Genomic DNA, 16,186 nt, shown 5'->3' on the forward strand with positions numbered 1-16,186 from the left:
GCTCAGCTCGCCGAGAGTGCCGTCGTGATCAGGGACGTGAGCAACGACTTCACGTCACCTCCCTTGAGGACGACCATGAGCAGCCCCGCGAACCCCGCCGCTCCCAGCGTGGCGATCGCGTACTCGGCGGTGGCCATTCCCGCCTCGGAGCCGTCTCGCGCGGCCTCCCGCGGGACCGCACCCCGTGGTCCCGCGGCCTCGGGCACCTCGCCCGCCGCGGGAGACGCTCTCTCCTCGTGCGACTCCTCCGTCCCGGCCCGCCCGGATCCGGCTCTCGGCGCGCACTCGACCGAACGGGCGGCCCCGGCCCTCGTGGTGGTCTTCGTGTCCGTCATCGTGATCTCCTCCTTCGTCGGCCCGCCGCCCCTGCGGCGGGAGTCCTCTTCCGTGCGGCGCCGCGCATCCTCGGCTAGGCCCCGAGCAGGTCGATCCCCAGCGCCAGGAGCACAGGAACCAGGCCGACCAGGACGAACGCCGGCAGGTAGCAGCAGCCGAGGGGCAGCACGAGCCGCACACCGAGCCGAGCCGCGGCCGTCCTCGCCGCGGCGCTCCTCTCCCTGCGCATCTCCTGGCCCGCCGCGCGCAGCGCCTCACCCGGCGCGACGCCGTCCACCCAGGCGGCACGCAACGCACGCCGGACCGGCGCGAGCGCGTCCGGCGCCCCGGCCCATGCCTGCTCCCACCGCGCACCGAGCACCAGCGCATCCGCGGCGCCCCGCAGCGCGATCCCGTACCTCCCGCCCGCCGCATGCCCGACGGCGCCGAGCGCCCGTGGTACCCCGGCGCCGGCGCGGAGGGCCGACGCCAGCAGATCGAGCACCACCTGCGCATCGAGCTCCGCGCCGGACCGGTCGCCGCGCGCCAGCGTCACGAGCCGCGTGGACCATGCCCATCCGGCGACCAGGAGCACCACGCCGAGGACCGACGTGACGGTGCCGATGCCCCCGTCCGTCGCCACGGCGGTCGTGTCGGCGCCGAGCAGCCCGCCCAGACACGCACCGGCCACGGGCAGCCAGAGGATGACGCGTGCGGTCGTGCGCGGCCCGGCGAACGCCGCGTCACGTTCGGCCCGCGCCTCCGCGTCCCGGGCGAGCGAGTCGGCGACCGACTCCAGCACCTGTCCCAGCGGAGCGCCGACTGCGAGAGCGAGTCGCGTGGCCGCCACGACGGCCCGGGCGCTCGCGGCCCCGAGCGAGGGGCGGAGCGCATCACCGTCAGGCACGCCCGCCAGGTCCACCGGCACCCCGGCACCCCGCGACCATGCCGTCCCGGGTGAGGCTCCGGCCCGCAGCAGGGCGACCACCTGGAGCACGGTGACCCGCACCGGAGCGGCGTGCCCGCGACGGGTTCCCCGGGTGCGAGGACCGCGTGCCGCACGGAGCACACGCTCGCCCGGCTCCGTGTCGCGCGACGTGATCCGGATCCCCAGTTCGCTCACGCGCCGACCGGTCGGCGCAAGGCCCAGGTGGACCGCCGTCGCGACCAGTGCGCCGACCGCGAGAACCGACAGGCTCTCGCCCGGCACGCCGTTCACCACGGCCCGAACCGCCTGACCAGCTCCGGCCAGGCGGCCGTGTCCGTCTCGAACGCCCCCTGTCCGGACCACCGTGCCGCGGGGCGCACCAGGAGCTCGCCGCCCACGTCCCGGCGCACGACGCCGATCTCCGCGAGGAACCGCACGCCACGCTCTCGACGCAGGTGGAGCACCACGTCGAGCGCACCGGCGGCTTGTGCCGCCACCGCGTCGCGCGGCATCCCGGCCAGCGCTGCGAGCGCCTCCAACCGCGCCGGAACCACGGCGACGGCATTGGCGTGCAGGGTCGCGAACCCGCCGTCGTGGCCGGTGTTCATGGCCATGAGCACTTCACGAACCTCTGCCCCGCGGCACTCGCCCAGCACGATCCGGTCGGGCCGCATCCGAAGTGCGTCCCGCACCAGGTCGGCGAGGCCGATGCCGCCGGCGCCCTCCACGTTGGCACGCCGTGTGGCCAGGGGCATGACGTGCGGGTGGTCGGGAGTGAGCTCACGAGCCTCCTCGACGGTGACGATCCGCTCCCCGGTACCGACGAGCGAGAGCAGCGCAGCGAGCAGCGTCGTCTTTCCCGTTCCCGTACCACCGCTGATCACGACGTTCGCGCGCCGCAGCACCAGGGCCCGGAGCAGCCCCGCCCAGGCGCCGGGCAGGGCTCCGCTCGCCACGAGCTCCTCCAGCGAGAACGCCCGGGAGCGCAGCACCCGGAGCGAGATCGCGGCACCGGTGGGTGCGATGGGTGCCAGGACCGCGTGCAGCCGGGTGCCGTCGGGCAGACGCGCGTCGACGCTCGGCCGGGCGTCGTCCAGGCGCTGCCCACCGATCGCCGCCAGCCGGACGGCGAGAGCACGCACGTCCGCGGCCGTTCCCAGGGAGAGGGGGACGCGCTCCAGTCCCCGGCCACGATCCACCCAGACGTCGTCCGGTCCGTTGACCAGCACATCGGTGACATCCGGACCCTCGAGCAGATCCTGCAGCGGACCCGCTCCGTGCAGTTCGGCGCGCGCCGACCGTTCCAGTTCGTTGAGGACGGTGGATCCCAGTACTCGTCCGCTGTCCCGCGCCGCCTGCCGGACCGCCTCGGCGGAGTCCACGCCTCCCCGCGTGATCCGCGCCCGCACGTCGTCGAGCAGCTCTCGGTCGAGCACGCCGGCCGTCACAGCGCCGCACCGAGGTCTGCCGCGAGCCGTGCCACGGCATTGCGGCGCCCGGCGGGCGGCCCGTCGCCACGCTCGATCGCCGCGGGCAGGGACCGGTCCCGCTGGAGCATGCCGTCCACCGACAGCCCGAGCGCCGCACCGAGCGCATCCGGATCGACCTGGCCCGGAGCGGGACCGCGTACCACCACACGCACGTCACCGGCACCGGCGGCGACGAGCTGGTCGCGCACCAGTTCGGCGCCGGCGGCCCCCGGGAAGCTGAGCGGCGTCACGAGCACCGCCACGTCGCATGCCTGCAGCAGCGCTCGCGCCGCGCGGGTCCAGGAGCTCGGCCGCGGCAGATCGAGCACGACGGTGCGACCCGATCGCACGATGCCGGCGCACACGTCGAGCACGACGTCGTCCGACGGCGGCTCGGACCGCCGTCGGCCGCTCACCACCGCCACCCCGCGCCAGGACGGGAGGGCGGCCACGAGGGCCTCACCGTCGACCTCGCCCTGTGCGGCGGCCAGCTCGGGCCATCGCACACCGCGGGCCTCCTCCACCCCCAGCAGGATCTCGACGCCCGGTGCGCCGGTGTCGAGGTCGACCAGCACGGTCGGCTCATCCCTCCCGACCATCCCGAGCGCCGCCGCGGCAGCCACCACGGTGGCTCCCACGCCTCCGCTCGCCCCGGTCACGGCGATCACCCGCCCGTCCCGCCCCATGTCGATCCCCCTGTCCGCCGAGCGCCGCCGGCCGTTGACCCCGCCGTCGTCCGGCGCGTGGCAACAGCCTTCACCGTGCGCGGCCGCCCCGGGCCGCTCCGTGCTGCGGGCTGTCGACAAGCCCCCGTTCCACGCCCTTGTGGTCGGCGTCGTTCCGTGGTGAGGGCCTCGCGGCGGTCCTCCCGAAGAGGCGATGTGTCGGTGACGACCGTCCGGAGCGGGTGAAATTCGCACCCCGCCCCCGCGCGGACATCGGTCAGATCGGACAAGCCCCGCTAGGCTCGAACAGTGACCGACGAGGCGTTCCGGACCGTCCCGCCAGGCTTCCCCGCGAGGGACACGGCGGCGTTCTTCGACCTGGACAAGACGATCATCGCCACGAGCTCGTCCCAGGCGTTCTCGAAGCCGTTCATCGCCGGCGGGCTCATCAGCCGTGCCGATGTGCTGCGCAGCGCGTACGCCCACTTCTTGTTCCTCGTCGGGAACGCGGACGAGGACCAGACCGAGCGGATGCGCGCCCACCTGAGCGCGCTCGCGACGGGCTGGGACGTGCGCAAGGTGCGCGAGATCGTCGCCGAGACGGTCCACGAGCACATCGACCCGTACGTCTACGCGGAAGCGATCCAGCTGATCCAGGACCACCACGACCTGGGGCACGACGTCGTCATCGTCTCCGCGTCCGGGTCCGAGCTGGTCGAGCCGATCGCGGCCGTCCTCGGCGCCGACCACGTGCTGGCCACCCACATGGAAGTGGTCGACGACCACTACACCGGCGAGATCGACTTCTACAACTACGGCGAGAACAAGGCGTCGAGCATCCGCGAGCTCGCCGCCCGCCAGGGATACGACCTCACCCAGTGCTACGCGTACTCCGACTCCATCACCGACGCGCCGATGCTCGGCGCCGTCGGTCACGCCTTCGTCGTGAACCCGGACCGCAACCTGCGCCGCCTCGCCGCCGAGTCGGGCTGGGGCCTGCTGCGGTTCACGAGGCCGGTCGCACTGCGTCCGCGGGTCGAGCCGATCCCCGTGGCAGCGGTCGTCGGCGCGGTGGCGATCGGCGTCGCCGCCTACTTCGTGGCACGCCACCTGCGCCGTCGCCGCGAGAACCACTGACGGCGGCGCGTACGGGCCCGCTGCGGCGAATCACGCCGCCCGGCGCTCACGTCCCGCGGAACGCCGGCTCGCGCTTCTCCCGGAACGCGGCGAAACCCTCGGTGTAGTCGGCGGTGTCCCGCAACGCCGCCTGACCCTGGTTCTCCCGCTCGACGGCCGCCCACAACCCCAGCCGATCGTCCCGGATCGCCGCGACGATCTCCTTGCTCGCGGTGAACGCCGCCGTCGGGCCGGAAGCCGCTCGCCGCGCCGCCGACCGCGTCGCGGCGAGCACCTCGCCGGGCGGGAAACTGCGTGAGAACAGTCCGGCCCGCACCGCCTCCGCGCCGCTGAGCAGGTCACCCGTGTAGATCAGGTCCAGGGTGCGGTGTGCCCCCAGCCGCTCCACGAACAGCGCGTGACCGCCCGAGTCGAGCACCGCACCGAGGCGCCCGAACGGCGAGCCGACCTTGGCGTCGTCGGCCAGATAGACCACGTCCGTCGCGATGAGCAGCCCGAGGCCCACACCCAGGCAGGCCCCGTGTCCGACGGCGAACGTCGGCGCCGGGAACCGCGCGAGCCGGCGGAGCACGGGCTCGACCCTCCCGGCCAGGAACCCGAGCACGTCGTCGGTCGCCGGGTCCACCTCGGAGATGTCCCTGCCCGCGCAGAAGGCCTTGCCCGTGCCTCGGAGCACCAGCGCACGCACCCCCTCGGCCTCGGCGCCGGCAAGAGCGTCGGCGAGCTCCTCGAGCCCGGCCTCGTCGAGCGCGTTGAGCCGGCCAGGGGCGTCCAGCACCACCTCGGCGACGTCGTCGTCCATGGACACGCGGATCATCATCGACCTCCTCGCCTCGGGCGGGCCTGCGCCCGCCACGTTACCAACCGATCGTTCGGTCATATAGTGACGGGCATGACGGACCAGACCCTCCCGGCCGCACCGGCTCGTCGGGGCCGGCCGGGCTACGACCGGCAAGGGCTGCTGCACGTCGCCGTCGAGACGTTCATCGACCGTGGCTACGACGCCACGTCCATCGCGACGCTGGCCGCACGACTGGGGCTGTCCAAGTCGGCGATCTACCATCACTTCTCCTCCAAGGAGCAGATCCTCGCCGCGGCTCTCGACGAGGCACTGGACGCACTCGAGGCCGCGCTCCCGCCCACCGCGCCCGGCGGAAGCAGCCGCCGGCTGGAGCACGTGCTGCGCGAGGCGGTCCATGTCCTCGTGGCGCGCCTTCCCTACGTCACCCTTCTGCTGCGGGTACGCGGCAACACCGACACCGAGCGGGCGGCGCTGACCCGCCGCCGTGCTTTCGACAGGCGGGTCACGGCCCTCATCGAGGCCGCGCAGCAGTCCGGGGAGCTCCGGACGGACATCGACCCCCGCGTCGCGGAACGCCTGATCTTCGGCATGATCAACTCCATCGTCGAGTGGTACCGCCCCGATGGCCGCGAATCGGCCGACACCCTCGCCGACGACGTCGTCGGCCTGGCGCTGACCGGGCTCCGCGCGGGATGACGGGCGACGGGCCGCGACACGGTCGCATACCGTCCGGCGGCTAGCCTCGCGGCCACTCCTTCGCGACGAGCGTCAGCACGTCGTACGTCGCCACGATCTCGTCGGCCTGGTTGCGCAGCACCGCGTCCCAGCGGACCTCTCCGTGGTCGTCCGTCTCGCGCGGGGTGATCTGCTTGGCCGTCAGGGTGACGGTGACCGCGTCGCCGGGCGAGACCGGCGTGAGGAACCGCAGGTTCTCCAGCCCGTAGTTCGCCAGCACCGGCCCCGGGTCAGGGTCGACGAACAGCCCCGCGGCGAGCGACACGAGCAGATAGCCGTGCGCCACGCGCCCGGGGAAGAACGGGTTGGCCGCGGCGGCCACCTCGTCCATGTGCGCGTAGAAGGTGTCGCCGGTGAAGTCCGCGAAGTGCTCGATGTCCTCCGACGTCACCACACGCGGCCCCGCCACGACCTGGTCACCGGCCCGCAGCTCCGCGAGAGACCTGCGGAACGGATGCGCGTGCCCCATGGCCCCCGGGGGCTCTGCCGGTGCGGCGACCCCGTCACGGGGCCCCACGCCGGTCGCGGCCGGCCCGCCGCCGCCCGCGGCTCTCCGCACGGGCGCCCCGGTGTGCCACACCCCGGTGAGCTCGGTCAGCATTCGCGGCGACCCCTGGATCGCGGTGCGCTGCATGTAGTGGTGCACCGCACGGATGCCACCGAGTTCCTCACCACCGCCCGCGCGGCCCGGACCACCGTGGACCAGGTGCGGCACGGGGGCCCCGTGGCCGGTCGAGGTCCGCTCGTCGTCCCGGTCGAGGAACAGCACCCGGCCGTTGGCCGCACAGAGACGTCCGAACAGCGCGGCGGCGGCCGTGGGATCACTCGTCGCCACCGACGTGACGAGCGAACCCCCTCCTCGCACGACGAGCTCCGCGGCGTGGTCGACGTCCCGGTAGCCCACCACGCTGGCCACGGGCCCGAACGCCTCGACGTCGTGCAGCGCGGCCGCGTCGGCGTCGTCGAACCGGAGCAGGAGGGGGGCGGCGAACGCGCCGTCCGGCGACAGCCCGACGGTCCCGTCGGCACGGACGACCTCCGGTGGCGCCGCGAAGTCGGCCGGCCCGGCGGCGACCCGCGCACCGGCTCCGATGAGCTTCTCCACCTGCCGGTGCAGTTCGTCCCGCTGGCCCGTGGAGGCGAGCGGCCCCATGGTGACCCCCGCGGCACGCGGGTCTCCGACGACGACCTTCCGCTCGAGGCGCGCGTCCACCGCGGCCACGACGTCGTCCACGAGGGCTTCCGGCACGATCGCGCGCCGGATCGCCGTGCACTTCTGCCCGGCCTTCACCGTCATCTCGGTGACGAGCTGCCGCACGTACGCCTCGAACTCGGCGGATCCCGGAACACCGTCGGGCCCGAGCACGCTCGCGTTGATCGAGTCGGTCTCCGCCGTGAACCGGACCCCCTCGACGACCGATCCGCGCAGCCGGCGCGCGGTGTCGGCACTGCCGGTGAAGGCGACGGTGTCACCGAGCCGGAGCTGCCCGAGGAGCTCTCGTGCGCCGCCCGAGACCAGCTGCAGGGCGCCGTCGGGCAGCAGACCCGAGTCGACCAGGATGCGCACCCACGCCTCGGTCAGGTAGGCGGTCGGCGTGGCGGGCTTGATCACCGTCGGCACACCGGCCAGGAAGGCGGGGGCGAACTTCTCCAGCGGCCCCCACACGGGGAAGTTGAACGCGTTGATCTGCACCGCCACGCCCGACAGCCGCGTGTACACGTGCCGCCCGAGGAACGAGCCGTCCTTCGACAGCGCCTCCGGCGGGCCGTCCAGGATCAGGTTCGCGTTCGGCAGCTCGCGTCGCCCCTTGGACGAGTAGGTGAAGAGCACGCCGATGCCGCCGTCCACATCGAACGCGGAGTCGCGCGCGGTCGCACCCGTGCGCGCGGAGACCTCGTAGAGCGCGTCCTTGTGCGCGGTGAGCTCGAGCGCCATCCGCTTGAGCAGGACCGCCCGCTCGTGGATCGTCAGGTCACCGAGCGCCTTCTGCCCGACGTCGCGTGCGTGGTCGAGCACGGCGACCAGGTCGAGGCCGTCCGTGGAGACGCGGGTGACCGGCTCCCCGGTCGAGGCATCGCGCACGACGACGCCTGCCCCGGAGGGCCCGGACGTGTCCGTGGCGGTACCGCCGCGTGTGCTGGTGTCCGTGGGAGTCCACCAGCCGTCTCGGACGTACGACGGCAGCACGGGCACGGTGTTCGTCATCGCTTCTCCTTCGTCGGCGCCGGGTCGCGGCGCTTCCGGTGCAGGAAGGCCGACATGCGCCGGCGCTTCTCGTCGCTCTCGAACAGCTCTGCCTGGAGGTCCAGCTCCAGCCGGGGGTGCTGGTCGGGCCGGGCCCGCAGAGCGGTCTTGGTGTGCCGGACGGCTCCGGGAGCCAGCCGGGCGATCCTGTCGGCGAGCTCGTGGGCCGCCGGGAGAAGGTCTTCGGGGGCGTGCAGGGCGGTGACGACGCCCCAGGCCAGGGCCTCGTCCCCGGTCAGGACGCGCGCGGTGAGCAGCATCTCGTGCGCGCGGGTCACGCCGACCATCGCGGGCAGGCGCCAGGTGGCGCCCGCGGCGGGCATGATGCCGAGGGTCGGTTCGAGACTGCCGATCCGCATGCGGGGTGTACCGATGCGCAGGTCGGCCGCGTAGGCGAGCTCGGCACCCCCACCCAGGGCATAACCGTCGATCGCTGCGATGACGGGCATCGGGAGAGCTGCGATCCGGTCGAAGGCGTGGGTGTTGATCCCGGCGCGCGCGTCGTCGGCGTCACGGTCGAGGAGCTCCGCGATGTCGGCGCCGGCCGCGAGGTCGCCGTTCGCGCCGGTGAGGATCAGCGTGCGCGGCTCGACCTCGAGCCCGGCGCACAGCACGTGCAACGCGTCGACGGTCGCGCGGTCGACGGCGTTCCGGGCGCTCGGCCGGTCCAGCGTAGCGACCACGCGATCGGCCGCACGCTCCACCCGGAGCGGGCCGATCTCCTCGCGCTGGGGCATGTGCACTCCTCGACGACATCGTCCAGGCCTGAATTAGTGACCGATCGTTCAGGAACTCATCCTGCCACACGGCCCTCAGGGTTGAGAAGGAGCACCACTCCGTGTCAGTCACCGGCCGTAGTCTCGGTCCATGCCTCGCCAGCACCAGCTCACCATCGCCCAGGCACGGCGTATCGCGCTCCGCGCCCAGCTGCTCGATGCCCGGCGTCCGGTCGACCTCGTGCACACCGTGGAGGACCTGACCTTTCTGGCGGTCGACCCGACGTCGGCCGTCGCACCCGCGACCGACCTGATCGCCTGGTCCCGGCTCGGCAACGGCTACTGGCCGGGCGCCGTCGACGACGCCATCGCGGACGGCATGCTCTTCCAGTTGCGCGGCACCGTGCGGTCCATGGGCGACCTGCCGCTCTTCCTGGAGCAGATGCAGCGCTGGCCGCAGCACGAGGGCCTGCGCGGCTGGCTGCAGGAGAACGCGAGCTTCGAACGGGACATCCTGCGTCTGATCGAGGCCGAGGGACCGATGCTGGCCAAGGACATCCCGGACACCGCGGTGACGCCCTACCGGTGGGGCGCCGAGGGCTGGAGCAGTCGCCGCAGCGTTGCCGAGATGCTGGAGGCGCTGAACATGCAGGGCAAACTGGCCATGGTCGGCCGCAAGGGCAGGCAACGCCTTTGGGATCTCGCCGAGCGTGCCTACCCCCGCGTCGATCCCGTGCCGCTGGAGGACGCCCGGCGGGAACGGATCGCCCGGCGTCTCGCCGCCGAGGGCATCGCTCGGCCACGCGTGCAGAGCAGGTCCGGCGACGGCGACGGCTGGTGGACCGAACTGCCGGGCGAGCCCGCCCGGGTCGAGGGGGTCGACGGCGAGTGGCGGGTGGACCCGGAGCTCCTGGAGCGCGTCGACGACTTCGAGCCCCGCACAGCGCTTCTGTCCCCGTTCGACGCGCTCATCGCCGACCGCAAACGCCTGCTCGACCTCTTCGACTACGAGTACGTCCTGGAGATGTACAAGCCGAAGTCCCAGCGACGCTGGGGCTACTTCGCCCTGCCCATCCTGCACGGGGAGCGTTTTGTCGGAAAGCTCGACGCCAAGGCCGACCGCAAGGCCGGCGTCCTGAACGTCTTCGAGGTGCACGAGGACCTGCCGTTCGACGGCCATCTCATGGACGTGGTCCACGCCGAGATCGAGGGCCTGGCCTCGTGGCTGCGTCTGGGCGAGGTCCGCTACGCCCGCGGCGACGACTAGGTACTCGGCACGCGACCGCTCACCGTTTCGCCTGCGCCGCCATCTCCTGCATGTACGGCGCGACCACCTCGGGCGACACCTTGGCGTCCAGCACGAGCGTGCCACGTGCGCCGTGTCGCACCCACTGCACCACCCAGTCCAGGTCGCTCGGCCGCGTCAGCGTCACCGCCTGCGCGCCGAACCCCCGGGCGATCGCGGCGAAGTTCATCTCGCTCACCCGCATCGCGTCCTGGTCCAGTCCCTGTGACCCGTACTGATGCACCTCCGCGCCGTAGACGGCGTCGTTCACGACGACCACGAGGGTCGACCTGCCGAGCCGCACGACGGTCTCCAGGTCGGCGATGCCCATGACCCCGCCGCCGTCGCCCGTGACGATGACCGTGAGCACGTCCGGCCGGGCCACGAGGGCCCCGGGGGCGGACGGAAACCCGAGTCCGATCGACTGGAAGGCGGTCCCGACCAGAACCGTCGCGTCGGCCCGCGGGACCGACAGGTAGCTGGGCGCCCAGCCGATGAAGTGACCGCCGTCGGACACGATCTGCCGGTTCTTCGGCAGCATGCGGTCCAGGTAGGTGAACAGGGAACGCGGGTCCATGCGGCCGTCCCGGGCGACGCCCTCACCGTTGTCCCGGACCTGATGGAGGTCGCGTTCCCCGGCTTCGTGGGCCACCCCGCACCACGGCTCGGGCGGGGTCTCGCCGGCCTCGAGGACGCCCAGCAACGCGACGACCGTCCGGCCGACGTCGGCGCGCAGGTGGAGGCCGACGCTCGCGTGCGTCGGCCGAGCGGAGACGTCGACCTGCACCACCTTCGCACCCGGCGCGAAGGCCGTGCCGAACGCCGTCTGGAAGTCGTCGAGACCCGCACCCAGCACCAGCACGACGTCGGCCTGACGGATCAGTTCGGCCGCCGGCGGGGAGGCGAAACCACCACACACCCCGACGTCGTACCGGCGCCCGCCGAACAGGCCACGAGCGGGCGCGGAGGTCGTGGTGAGTGCGCCGATCCGGTCCGCCAGCAGGCGTACCTCGGCCGCGGCGTCGACCGCGCCGCGCCCGGCCAGCACGAGGGGGCGTTTGGCGTCCGCCACCAGCGCGGCGACCGCCTCGACCTGTTCCTCGCGCGGCTCCGGCAGCTCCCGCCGCGGCTCGAGGACCGGTACGACGTCGTCACGCGCCTCCGCGGTCGCCTCGTCGCACGGCATGGCGAGCACGACCGGCCGGCGACGGACCAACGACTCCTGGACCGCCGCGACGGTCTGCCTTCCGGGAGCAGCCGGGTTCACGTGCCGCACCAGGGCTCCCGTCGCACGTGCGATCGCCGCCTGGTCGACGTCCGTGTGGCGCAAGCCACCGGCGGGGGCGTCGCCCGTGACCAGAAGCATCGGCGTCCGCGCGAGCGCCGCCTCGGCGAGCGGCGTCACCGTGTTGGTGAAACCGGGGCCGTAGGTGGTGGTGGCGACCGCGAGGCGCCCGGTGATCCGGTGGTAGGCGTCCGCCGACGCCACGGTGGCGGCTTCGTGGCGCACCGCGGTGACCCGGGCCCCGGTCCGGCTGAGGGCGTCCAGCAAGTGGGCGTTTCCGTTGCCCGTCAGGGCGAAGACGTCGTCGGCGCAAGCCGCGACGGCGTGGGCGACAGCTTCGGAGACTGTGGTCATGAACGTCGTCGTTCCTCTCGCTCCGCGGGCAGGCGGGATCACCGCCGGCACCGAGACTGGCTGTACGGCTCACGTCCGAGGGGTTCTCCCCCGGGCCGCGAGGTATTCGTTCATCGTGCGCAGCTTGTGATCCCGGACCGCCCGTTCGACGTCGGGGAGCGGTGCGCCCGCGGACACGAGCGCCAGGATCCGGTCGTGCTCCCGGACCGACACCGCCGGCCGGCCGGGCATGGCGGCAAAGCTCGAGCGCCGCACCAAGGACATGTGGAGCCACTCGCGCCGCAGCAGTCCCAGCAGATGCTCGTTGGGGCAGGCGTCGCAGAGCACCCGGTGGAACTGCTCGTTGAGATCGGTGAAACGCACCGGGTCGAACTCGTCGCCCACGAGGTCCCGCATGTCCTCGTTGAGCGAGCGGGCGAGTTCCAGCCGTTCCGCCCGCAGATGCGGTGCGGCCAGCCCGGTTGCCGCCCCTTCCAGCCACGCCAAGGTCTGCATGGCGTCCGCGTACCGCGTGACGTCGACCCCGCGCACCTCGGCACCCACGTTGCGCGTGAAGGTCACCAGACCCTCCGCCTCCAGGCGCCGTACCGCCTCCCGCACCGGCACCGGGCTGACGGTGAGCTCCCGGGCGATCTGGTCCAGCACCAGCCGGTAACCGCTCGTGTACTGCCCCTGGAGGATGCGTTCGCGGAGCGTGCGGTAGACGCGTTCGGACTTGGAGACGCTGGTCGGAGCTTGCGTCACGATCGGTTCCTCCTTCGCAACCATCGTGTTCGATCTCCTATATGATCTCCGGCCCAGGATCGCGCCCCGGAAGGGGCAGCGTCAAGCAGGGCAAAGCATTTTCGGCAAACGCTATCGGTTGGCGAGAAAATTCAATGGTGAAGATCGGCACGTCCCGCTTGCACTCACTCCCCTAACGGTGTGTCATGGACCACACAGCACTACCACAGGGGCGGCGGGGAGAACACGCGTCGGAGGTCCGCATCCAGGGCACACCGGCCGTGTCAACGGTCAGGCGGAGTACGTAGCGCTCGATCACCCCCGCTCCGTGGCGAGAGCGACATCCGGCCTGAGGAACCTCCCAGATGTCGTGCTCGTGGGGGACGAGAACTCGCCACCGCGCTGGTCGGGCCCGTCGCAGGGCCGGGATCGCGAACCGCTTCGCGACGCGCCCGACCATCCGGCCGAATCGATACGGCGACGGGAACCCAGCTGATCGACACCGTGCCTGCGGACCGACACCGTGCCTGCGGACCGGCACCATGCCGGCTGACCGACACGGCGGACCAACACGACAGACCCGCACGGCGGACCGGCACGAACGGACCCGCACGACAGACCCGCACGGCGGACCGACACGACGGACCGCGAGCCCGCAGCAGGCGAACGCGTGCCGCACACCGTCGCACTCGCGACACATTCCCGCTCCGCACCGCGAGCGCCGCCTGCCCTCGGCACCCGCCACGGCCCGCGCGTCAGCCGTTCACCGCCCGATTCTGACCGCTCGGGGTCCTCGCGCTCCCGAATGCGAACGACGCCTCACACCTGGCGCCCCGTCTGTGATACCTATCACCTGTGGGACTAGACTCCTGTCAGGAGTCTGAACAAATTGGAGGTCGCGCGACCTCCGAGCCCTTCATGACTGAGCACGCCCGCAACGACGCGCACCGGAGGTCCCGACCGTGACAGACACCCACCCCGCAAGCCCGGCGTCCCAGTCGGGAGGCGGCCCCAGCCCGAGCCTCGAGAATCTGCTGCACGAGACCCGCGCCTTCCCGCCGAGCGAGGAGTTCGCGGCGCAGGCGAACGCCACGGCCGATCTCTACACCGCGGCACGCGAGGACCGCCTGGGCTTCTGGGCCGAGCAGGCGAACACCCTGCTCACGTGGAAGACGCCGTTCACCGAGACGCTCGACTGGTCCGGCGCACCCGTCGCCCGCTGGTTCGCGGACGGCACCTTGAACGCCGCCTACAACGCCGTCGACCGGCACGTCGAGGCGGGCCACGGGGACCGTGTCGCCTTCCACTTCGAGGGCGAACCGGGGGACACCCGCACCGTCACCTACGCAGACCTGCAGCGCGAGGTGAGCAAGGCGGCCAACGCCCTCACGGAGCTGGGTGTGCGGACCGGCGATCGGGTCGTCGTCTACATGCCGATGCTCATCGAGTCGGTCGTCGCGATGCTCGCGTGCGCGCGGATCGGCGCGCCGCACTCCGTCGTCTTCGGCGGCTTCTCCGCCGACGCGCTGCGCAGCCGCATCGCCGACGCCGAGGCCAAGCTGGTCATCACCGCCGACGGCGGCTACCGCAAGGGGGCCCCGTCCGCACTCAAGCCTGCGGTCGACGCGGCCCTCGCGGGTGAGGGCGCCGGGACCGTGGAGAAGGTGCTCGTCGTCCGGCGCACCGAGCAGGACGTCGACTGGACCGACGGCCGTGACGTGTGGTGGCACGACGCGGTCGACGGCGCCTCCGACCAGCACGAGCCCGTCTGGGTCGAGGCGGAGCACCCGCTGTTCATCCTGTACACGTCGGGCACCACCGGGAAGCCGAAGGGCATCCTGCACACCACCGGCGGCTACCTCACGCAGACGGCGTACACGCACAAGAACGTGTTCGACCTCAAGCCCGAGTCGGACGTGTACTGGTGCTCCGCCGACATCGGCTGGGTCACCGGGCACTCCTACATCGTCTACGGCCCGCTCACCAACGGCGCCACGCAGGTGCTGTACGAGGGCACGCCGGACACCCCGCACAAGGGCCGCTGGTGGGAGCTCGTCGAGAAGTACAAGGTGTCGATCTTCTACACGGCACCGACCGCGATCCGCGCCTGCATGAAGTGGGGCGACGACATCCCCGCCGGGTTCGACCTGTCGTCGCTGCGTCTGCTCGGCTCCGTGGGCGAGCCCATCAACCCCGAGGCGTGGATGTGGTACCGCGAGCACATCGGCGGCGGGCAGGCACCGATCGTGGACACCTGGTGGCAGACCGAGACCGGCGCCATCATGATCAGCCCGCTGCCCGGCGTCACCGCGACCAAGCCGGGCTCGGCGCAGGTGCCGCTGCCCGGCATCGCCGCGGACGTCGTCGACGACGAGGCCAACGTCGTGCCGAACGGCTCCGGCGGCTACCTCGTGCTCTCCGAGCCGTGGCCGTCGATGCTCCGCGGGATCTGGGGCGACCTCGAGCGCTACAAGGAGACGTACTGGTCCCGCTACGAGGGCCTGTACTTCGCGGGTGACGGGGCGAAGAAGGACGACGACGGCGACATCTGGCTGCTCGGGCGCGTGGACGACGTCATGAACGTGTCCGGCCACCGCCTGTCCACCACGGAGATCGAGTCCGCCCTGGTGTCGAACGACATCGTGGCGGAGGCCGCCGTCGTGGGCGCCGCCGACGAGACCACGGGCCAGGCCGTCGTCGCGTTCGTCATCCTGCGCGGCGAGCACGCCGACCGGGCGGCGACCGACGACGGCGCCGCCGAGGTCCAGACCGAGCTGCGCAACCACGTGGCGAAGGAGATCGGCCCCATCGCGAAGCCGAAGCGCATCCTCGTGGTCCCGGAGCTGCCCAAGACGCGCTCCGGCAAGATCATGCGCCGTCTGCTGCGCGACATCGCCGAGGACCGCCAGGTCGGCGACGCGACGACGCTCGCGGACTCGACGGTCATGGACAAGATCGCGGCAGGACTCAAGGCGCCGGCCGCCCAGGAGGACTGACGTGTAGGTGTCGCTCGACAAGGGGCGGGACAACCGGCTGGTGCCGGTTGTCCCGCCCGCCTCTTGCCGTCCGAGCGCCGGCTTGCTTGAAGCACCCAGAGGTTAATCGTTAAACCTCCGGCCGGATCGTTGCACCCAGGGAAAGCGCCTGCCAGCATCGATCGATGTTAGCGCTCACACGGCTCTCCCGGATCGGACCTGACGCGGCTTCGCGCCCGGCACTGACTCCCCGAGTCCCGTGTCCAGCGCCCTGCACAAGCGTCTGTCCACCGATGAGAGGGAGCCAACGATGCCTTCCCGAAGTGCAGCCCGGCTCGGCCGTCGCCCCGTCGCACTCGTCGCGGCCGTCGGCGGCGGCCGGATCTCGCTGCGCGCCACCGCCGACATCCGGCCCGGCATCGGCCGGCAGGCCACCTTCTCCTACAGCACCCACGGCGTGACCTTCACCGGCTCGGCCCTGGCTTCACGCTCGGCAACTCGTGGCAGTACGTCATGGGCTACCGCTTCGGGACCTTCAACTACGCGACGAAC

General features: G+C 72.3%; 13 protein-coding genes. 4 read left to right on the plus strand and 9 right to left on the minus strand.

All coding sequences use genetic code 11. The features are described 5' to 3' along the window. Positions 1-2: 2 nt before the first annotated feature. From J0911_RS11375 to J0911_RS11390, 4 genes are all read right to left on the minus strand, one after another. Positions 3-335 carry a DUF4244 domain-containing protein gene (locus J0911_RS11375; protein ID WP_207275567.1) on the minus strand — a complete coding sequence of 111 codons (333 nt, stop codon included), beginning with the start codon at positions 333-335 and terminating at the stop codon, positions 3-5. Positions 336-409: 74 nt separating this feature from the next. Next, positions 410-1,525 (minus strand): type II secretion system F family protein, encoded by a 1,116-nt coding sequence (locus tag J0911_RS21115; RefSeq protein ID WP_307865040.1) that lies wholly within the window; start codon positions 1,523-1,525, stop codon positions 410-412. A gap of 5 nt (positions 1,526-1,530) precedes the next feature. Beyond that, positions 1,531-2,679, minus strand: coding sequence for a TadA family conjugal transfer-associated ATPase (locus tag J0911_RS11385; RefSeq protein ID WP_307865041.1), 1,149 nt, complete (start codon positions 2,677-2,679; stop codon positions 1,531-1,533). 8 nt (positions 2,680-2,687) lie between these two features. Continuing rightward, positions 2,688-3,398 carry a CpaE-like family protein gene (locus J0911_RS11390; RefSeq protein WP_207275569.1) on the minus strand — a complete coding sequence of 237 codons (711 nt, stop codon included), beginning with the start codon at positions 3,396-3,398 and terminating at the stop codon, positions 2,688-2,690. A 288-nt stretch (positions 3,399-3,686) separates the two neighbouring features. Between J0911_RS11390 and J0911_RS11395 the strand changes: the two genes are divergently transcribed. Further along, entirely contained in the window at positions 3,687-4,514 is an 828-nt protein-coding gene (locus tag J0911_RS11395) for an HAD family hydrolase (RefSeq protein ID WP_207275570.1), read from the plus strand. Between the two features lie 46 nt (positions 4,515-4,560). Here J0911_RS11395 and J0911_RS11400 read toward each other — a convergent pair whose 3' ends face one another. After that, positions 4,561-5,331 carry an enoyl-CoA hydratase/isomerase family protein gene (locus tag J0911_RS11400; RefSeq protein WP_207275764.1) on the minus strand — a complete coding sequence of 257 codons (771 nt, stop codon included), beginning with the start codon at positions 5,329-5,331 and terminating at the stop codon, positions 4,561-4,563. 75 nt (positions 5,332-5,406) lie between these two features. Between J0911_RS11400 and J0911_RS11405 the strand changes: the two genes are divergently transcribed. Then, on the plus strand, positions 5,407-6,012 hold the full coding sequence (locus tag J0911_RS11405; protein ID WP_207275571.1) for a TetR/AcrR family transcriptional regulator: 606 nt from the start codon (positions 5,407-5,409) through the stop codon (positions 6,010-6,012). Positions 6,013-6,052: 40 nt separating this feature from the next. On the opposite strand, the gene paaZ is transcribed toward J0911_RS11405, so the two are convergent. Together paaZ and J0911_RS11415 are read right to left on the minus strand one after the other, a co-directional pair. Further along, positions 6,053-8,257, minus strand: a complete 2,205-nt coding sequence (gene paaZ, locus J0911_RS11410; RefSeq protein WP_207275572.1) for a phenylacetic acid degradation bifunctional protein PaaZ — start codon at positions 8,255-8,257, stop codon at positions 6,053-6,055. Next, positions 8,254-9,033, minus strand: a complete 780-nt coding sequence (locus tag J0911_RS11415; RefSeq protein WP_207275573.1) for an enoyl-CoA hydratase/isomerase family protein — start codon at positions 9,031-9,033, stop codon at positions 8,254-8,256. Before J0911_RS11415 ends, paaZ begins: the two co-directional genes overlap by 4 nt. Positions 9,034-9,163: 130 nt before the next feature. On the opposite strand from J0911_RS11415, the gene J0911_RS11420 reads away from it, so the two are divergent. Next, positions 9,164-10,279, plus strand: coding sequence for a DNA glycosylase AlkZ-like family protein (locus J0911_RS11420; protein ID WP_207275574.1), 1,116 nt, complete (start codon positions 9,164-9,166; stop codon positions 10,277-10,279). A 19-nt stretch (positions 10,280-10,298) separates the two neighbouring features. Here the strand turns inward: J0911_RS11420 and J0911_RS11425 are convergent, their stop codons facing one another. Together J0911_RS11425 and J0911_RS11430 are read right to left on the minus strand one after the other, a co-directional pair. Next, a complete protein-coding gene (locus tag J0911_RS11425) occupies positions 10,299-11,936 on the minus strand; it encodes a thiamine pyrophosphate-binding protein (protein ID WP_207275575.1) in 1,638 nt (545 codons plus the stop codon). A 69-nt stretch (positions 11,937-12,005) separates the two neighbouring features. Then, on the minus strand, positions 12,006-12,680 hold the full coding sequence (locus J0911_RS11430; protein WP_307865042.1) for a GntR family transcriptional regulator: 675 nt from the start codon (positions 12,678-12,680) through the stop codon (positions 12,006-12,008). A gap of 941 nt (positions 12,681-13,621) precedes the next feature. Between J0911_RS11430 and acs the strand changes: the two genes are divergently transcribed. Then, positions 13,622-15,655, plus strand: coding sequence for an acetate--CoA ligase (acs, locus tag J0911_RS11435; RefSeq protein WP_207275577.1), 2,034 nt, complete (start codon positions 13,622-13,624; stop codon positions 15,653-15,655). Positions 15,656-16,186 lie beyond the last annotated feature (531 nt).

Source organism: Myceligenerans salitolerans, from assembly GCF_017349295.1.
GTDB classification, from domain to species: Bacteria; Actinomycetota; Actinomycetes; order Actinomycetales; family Cellulomonadaceae; genus Myceligenerans; species Myceligenerans salitolerans.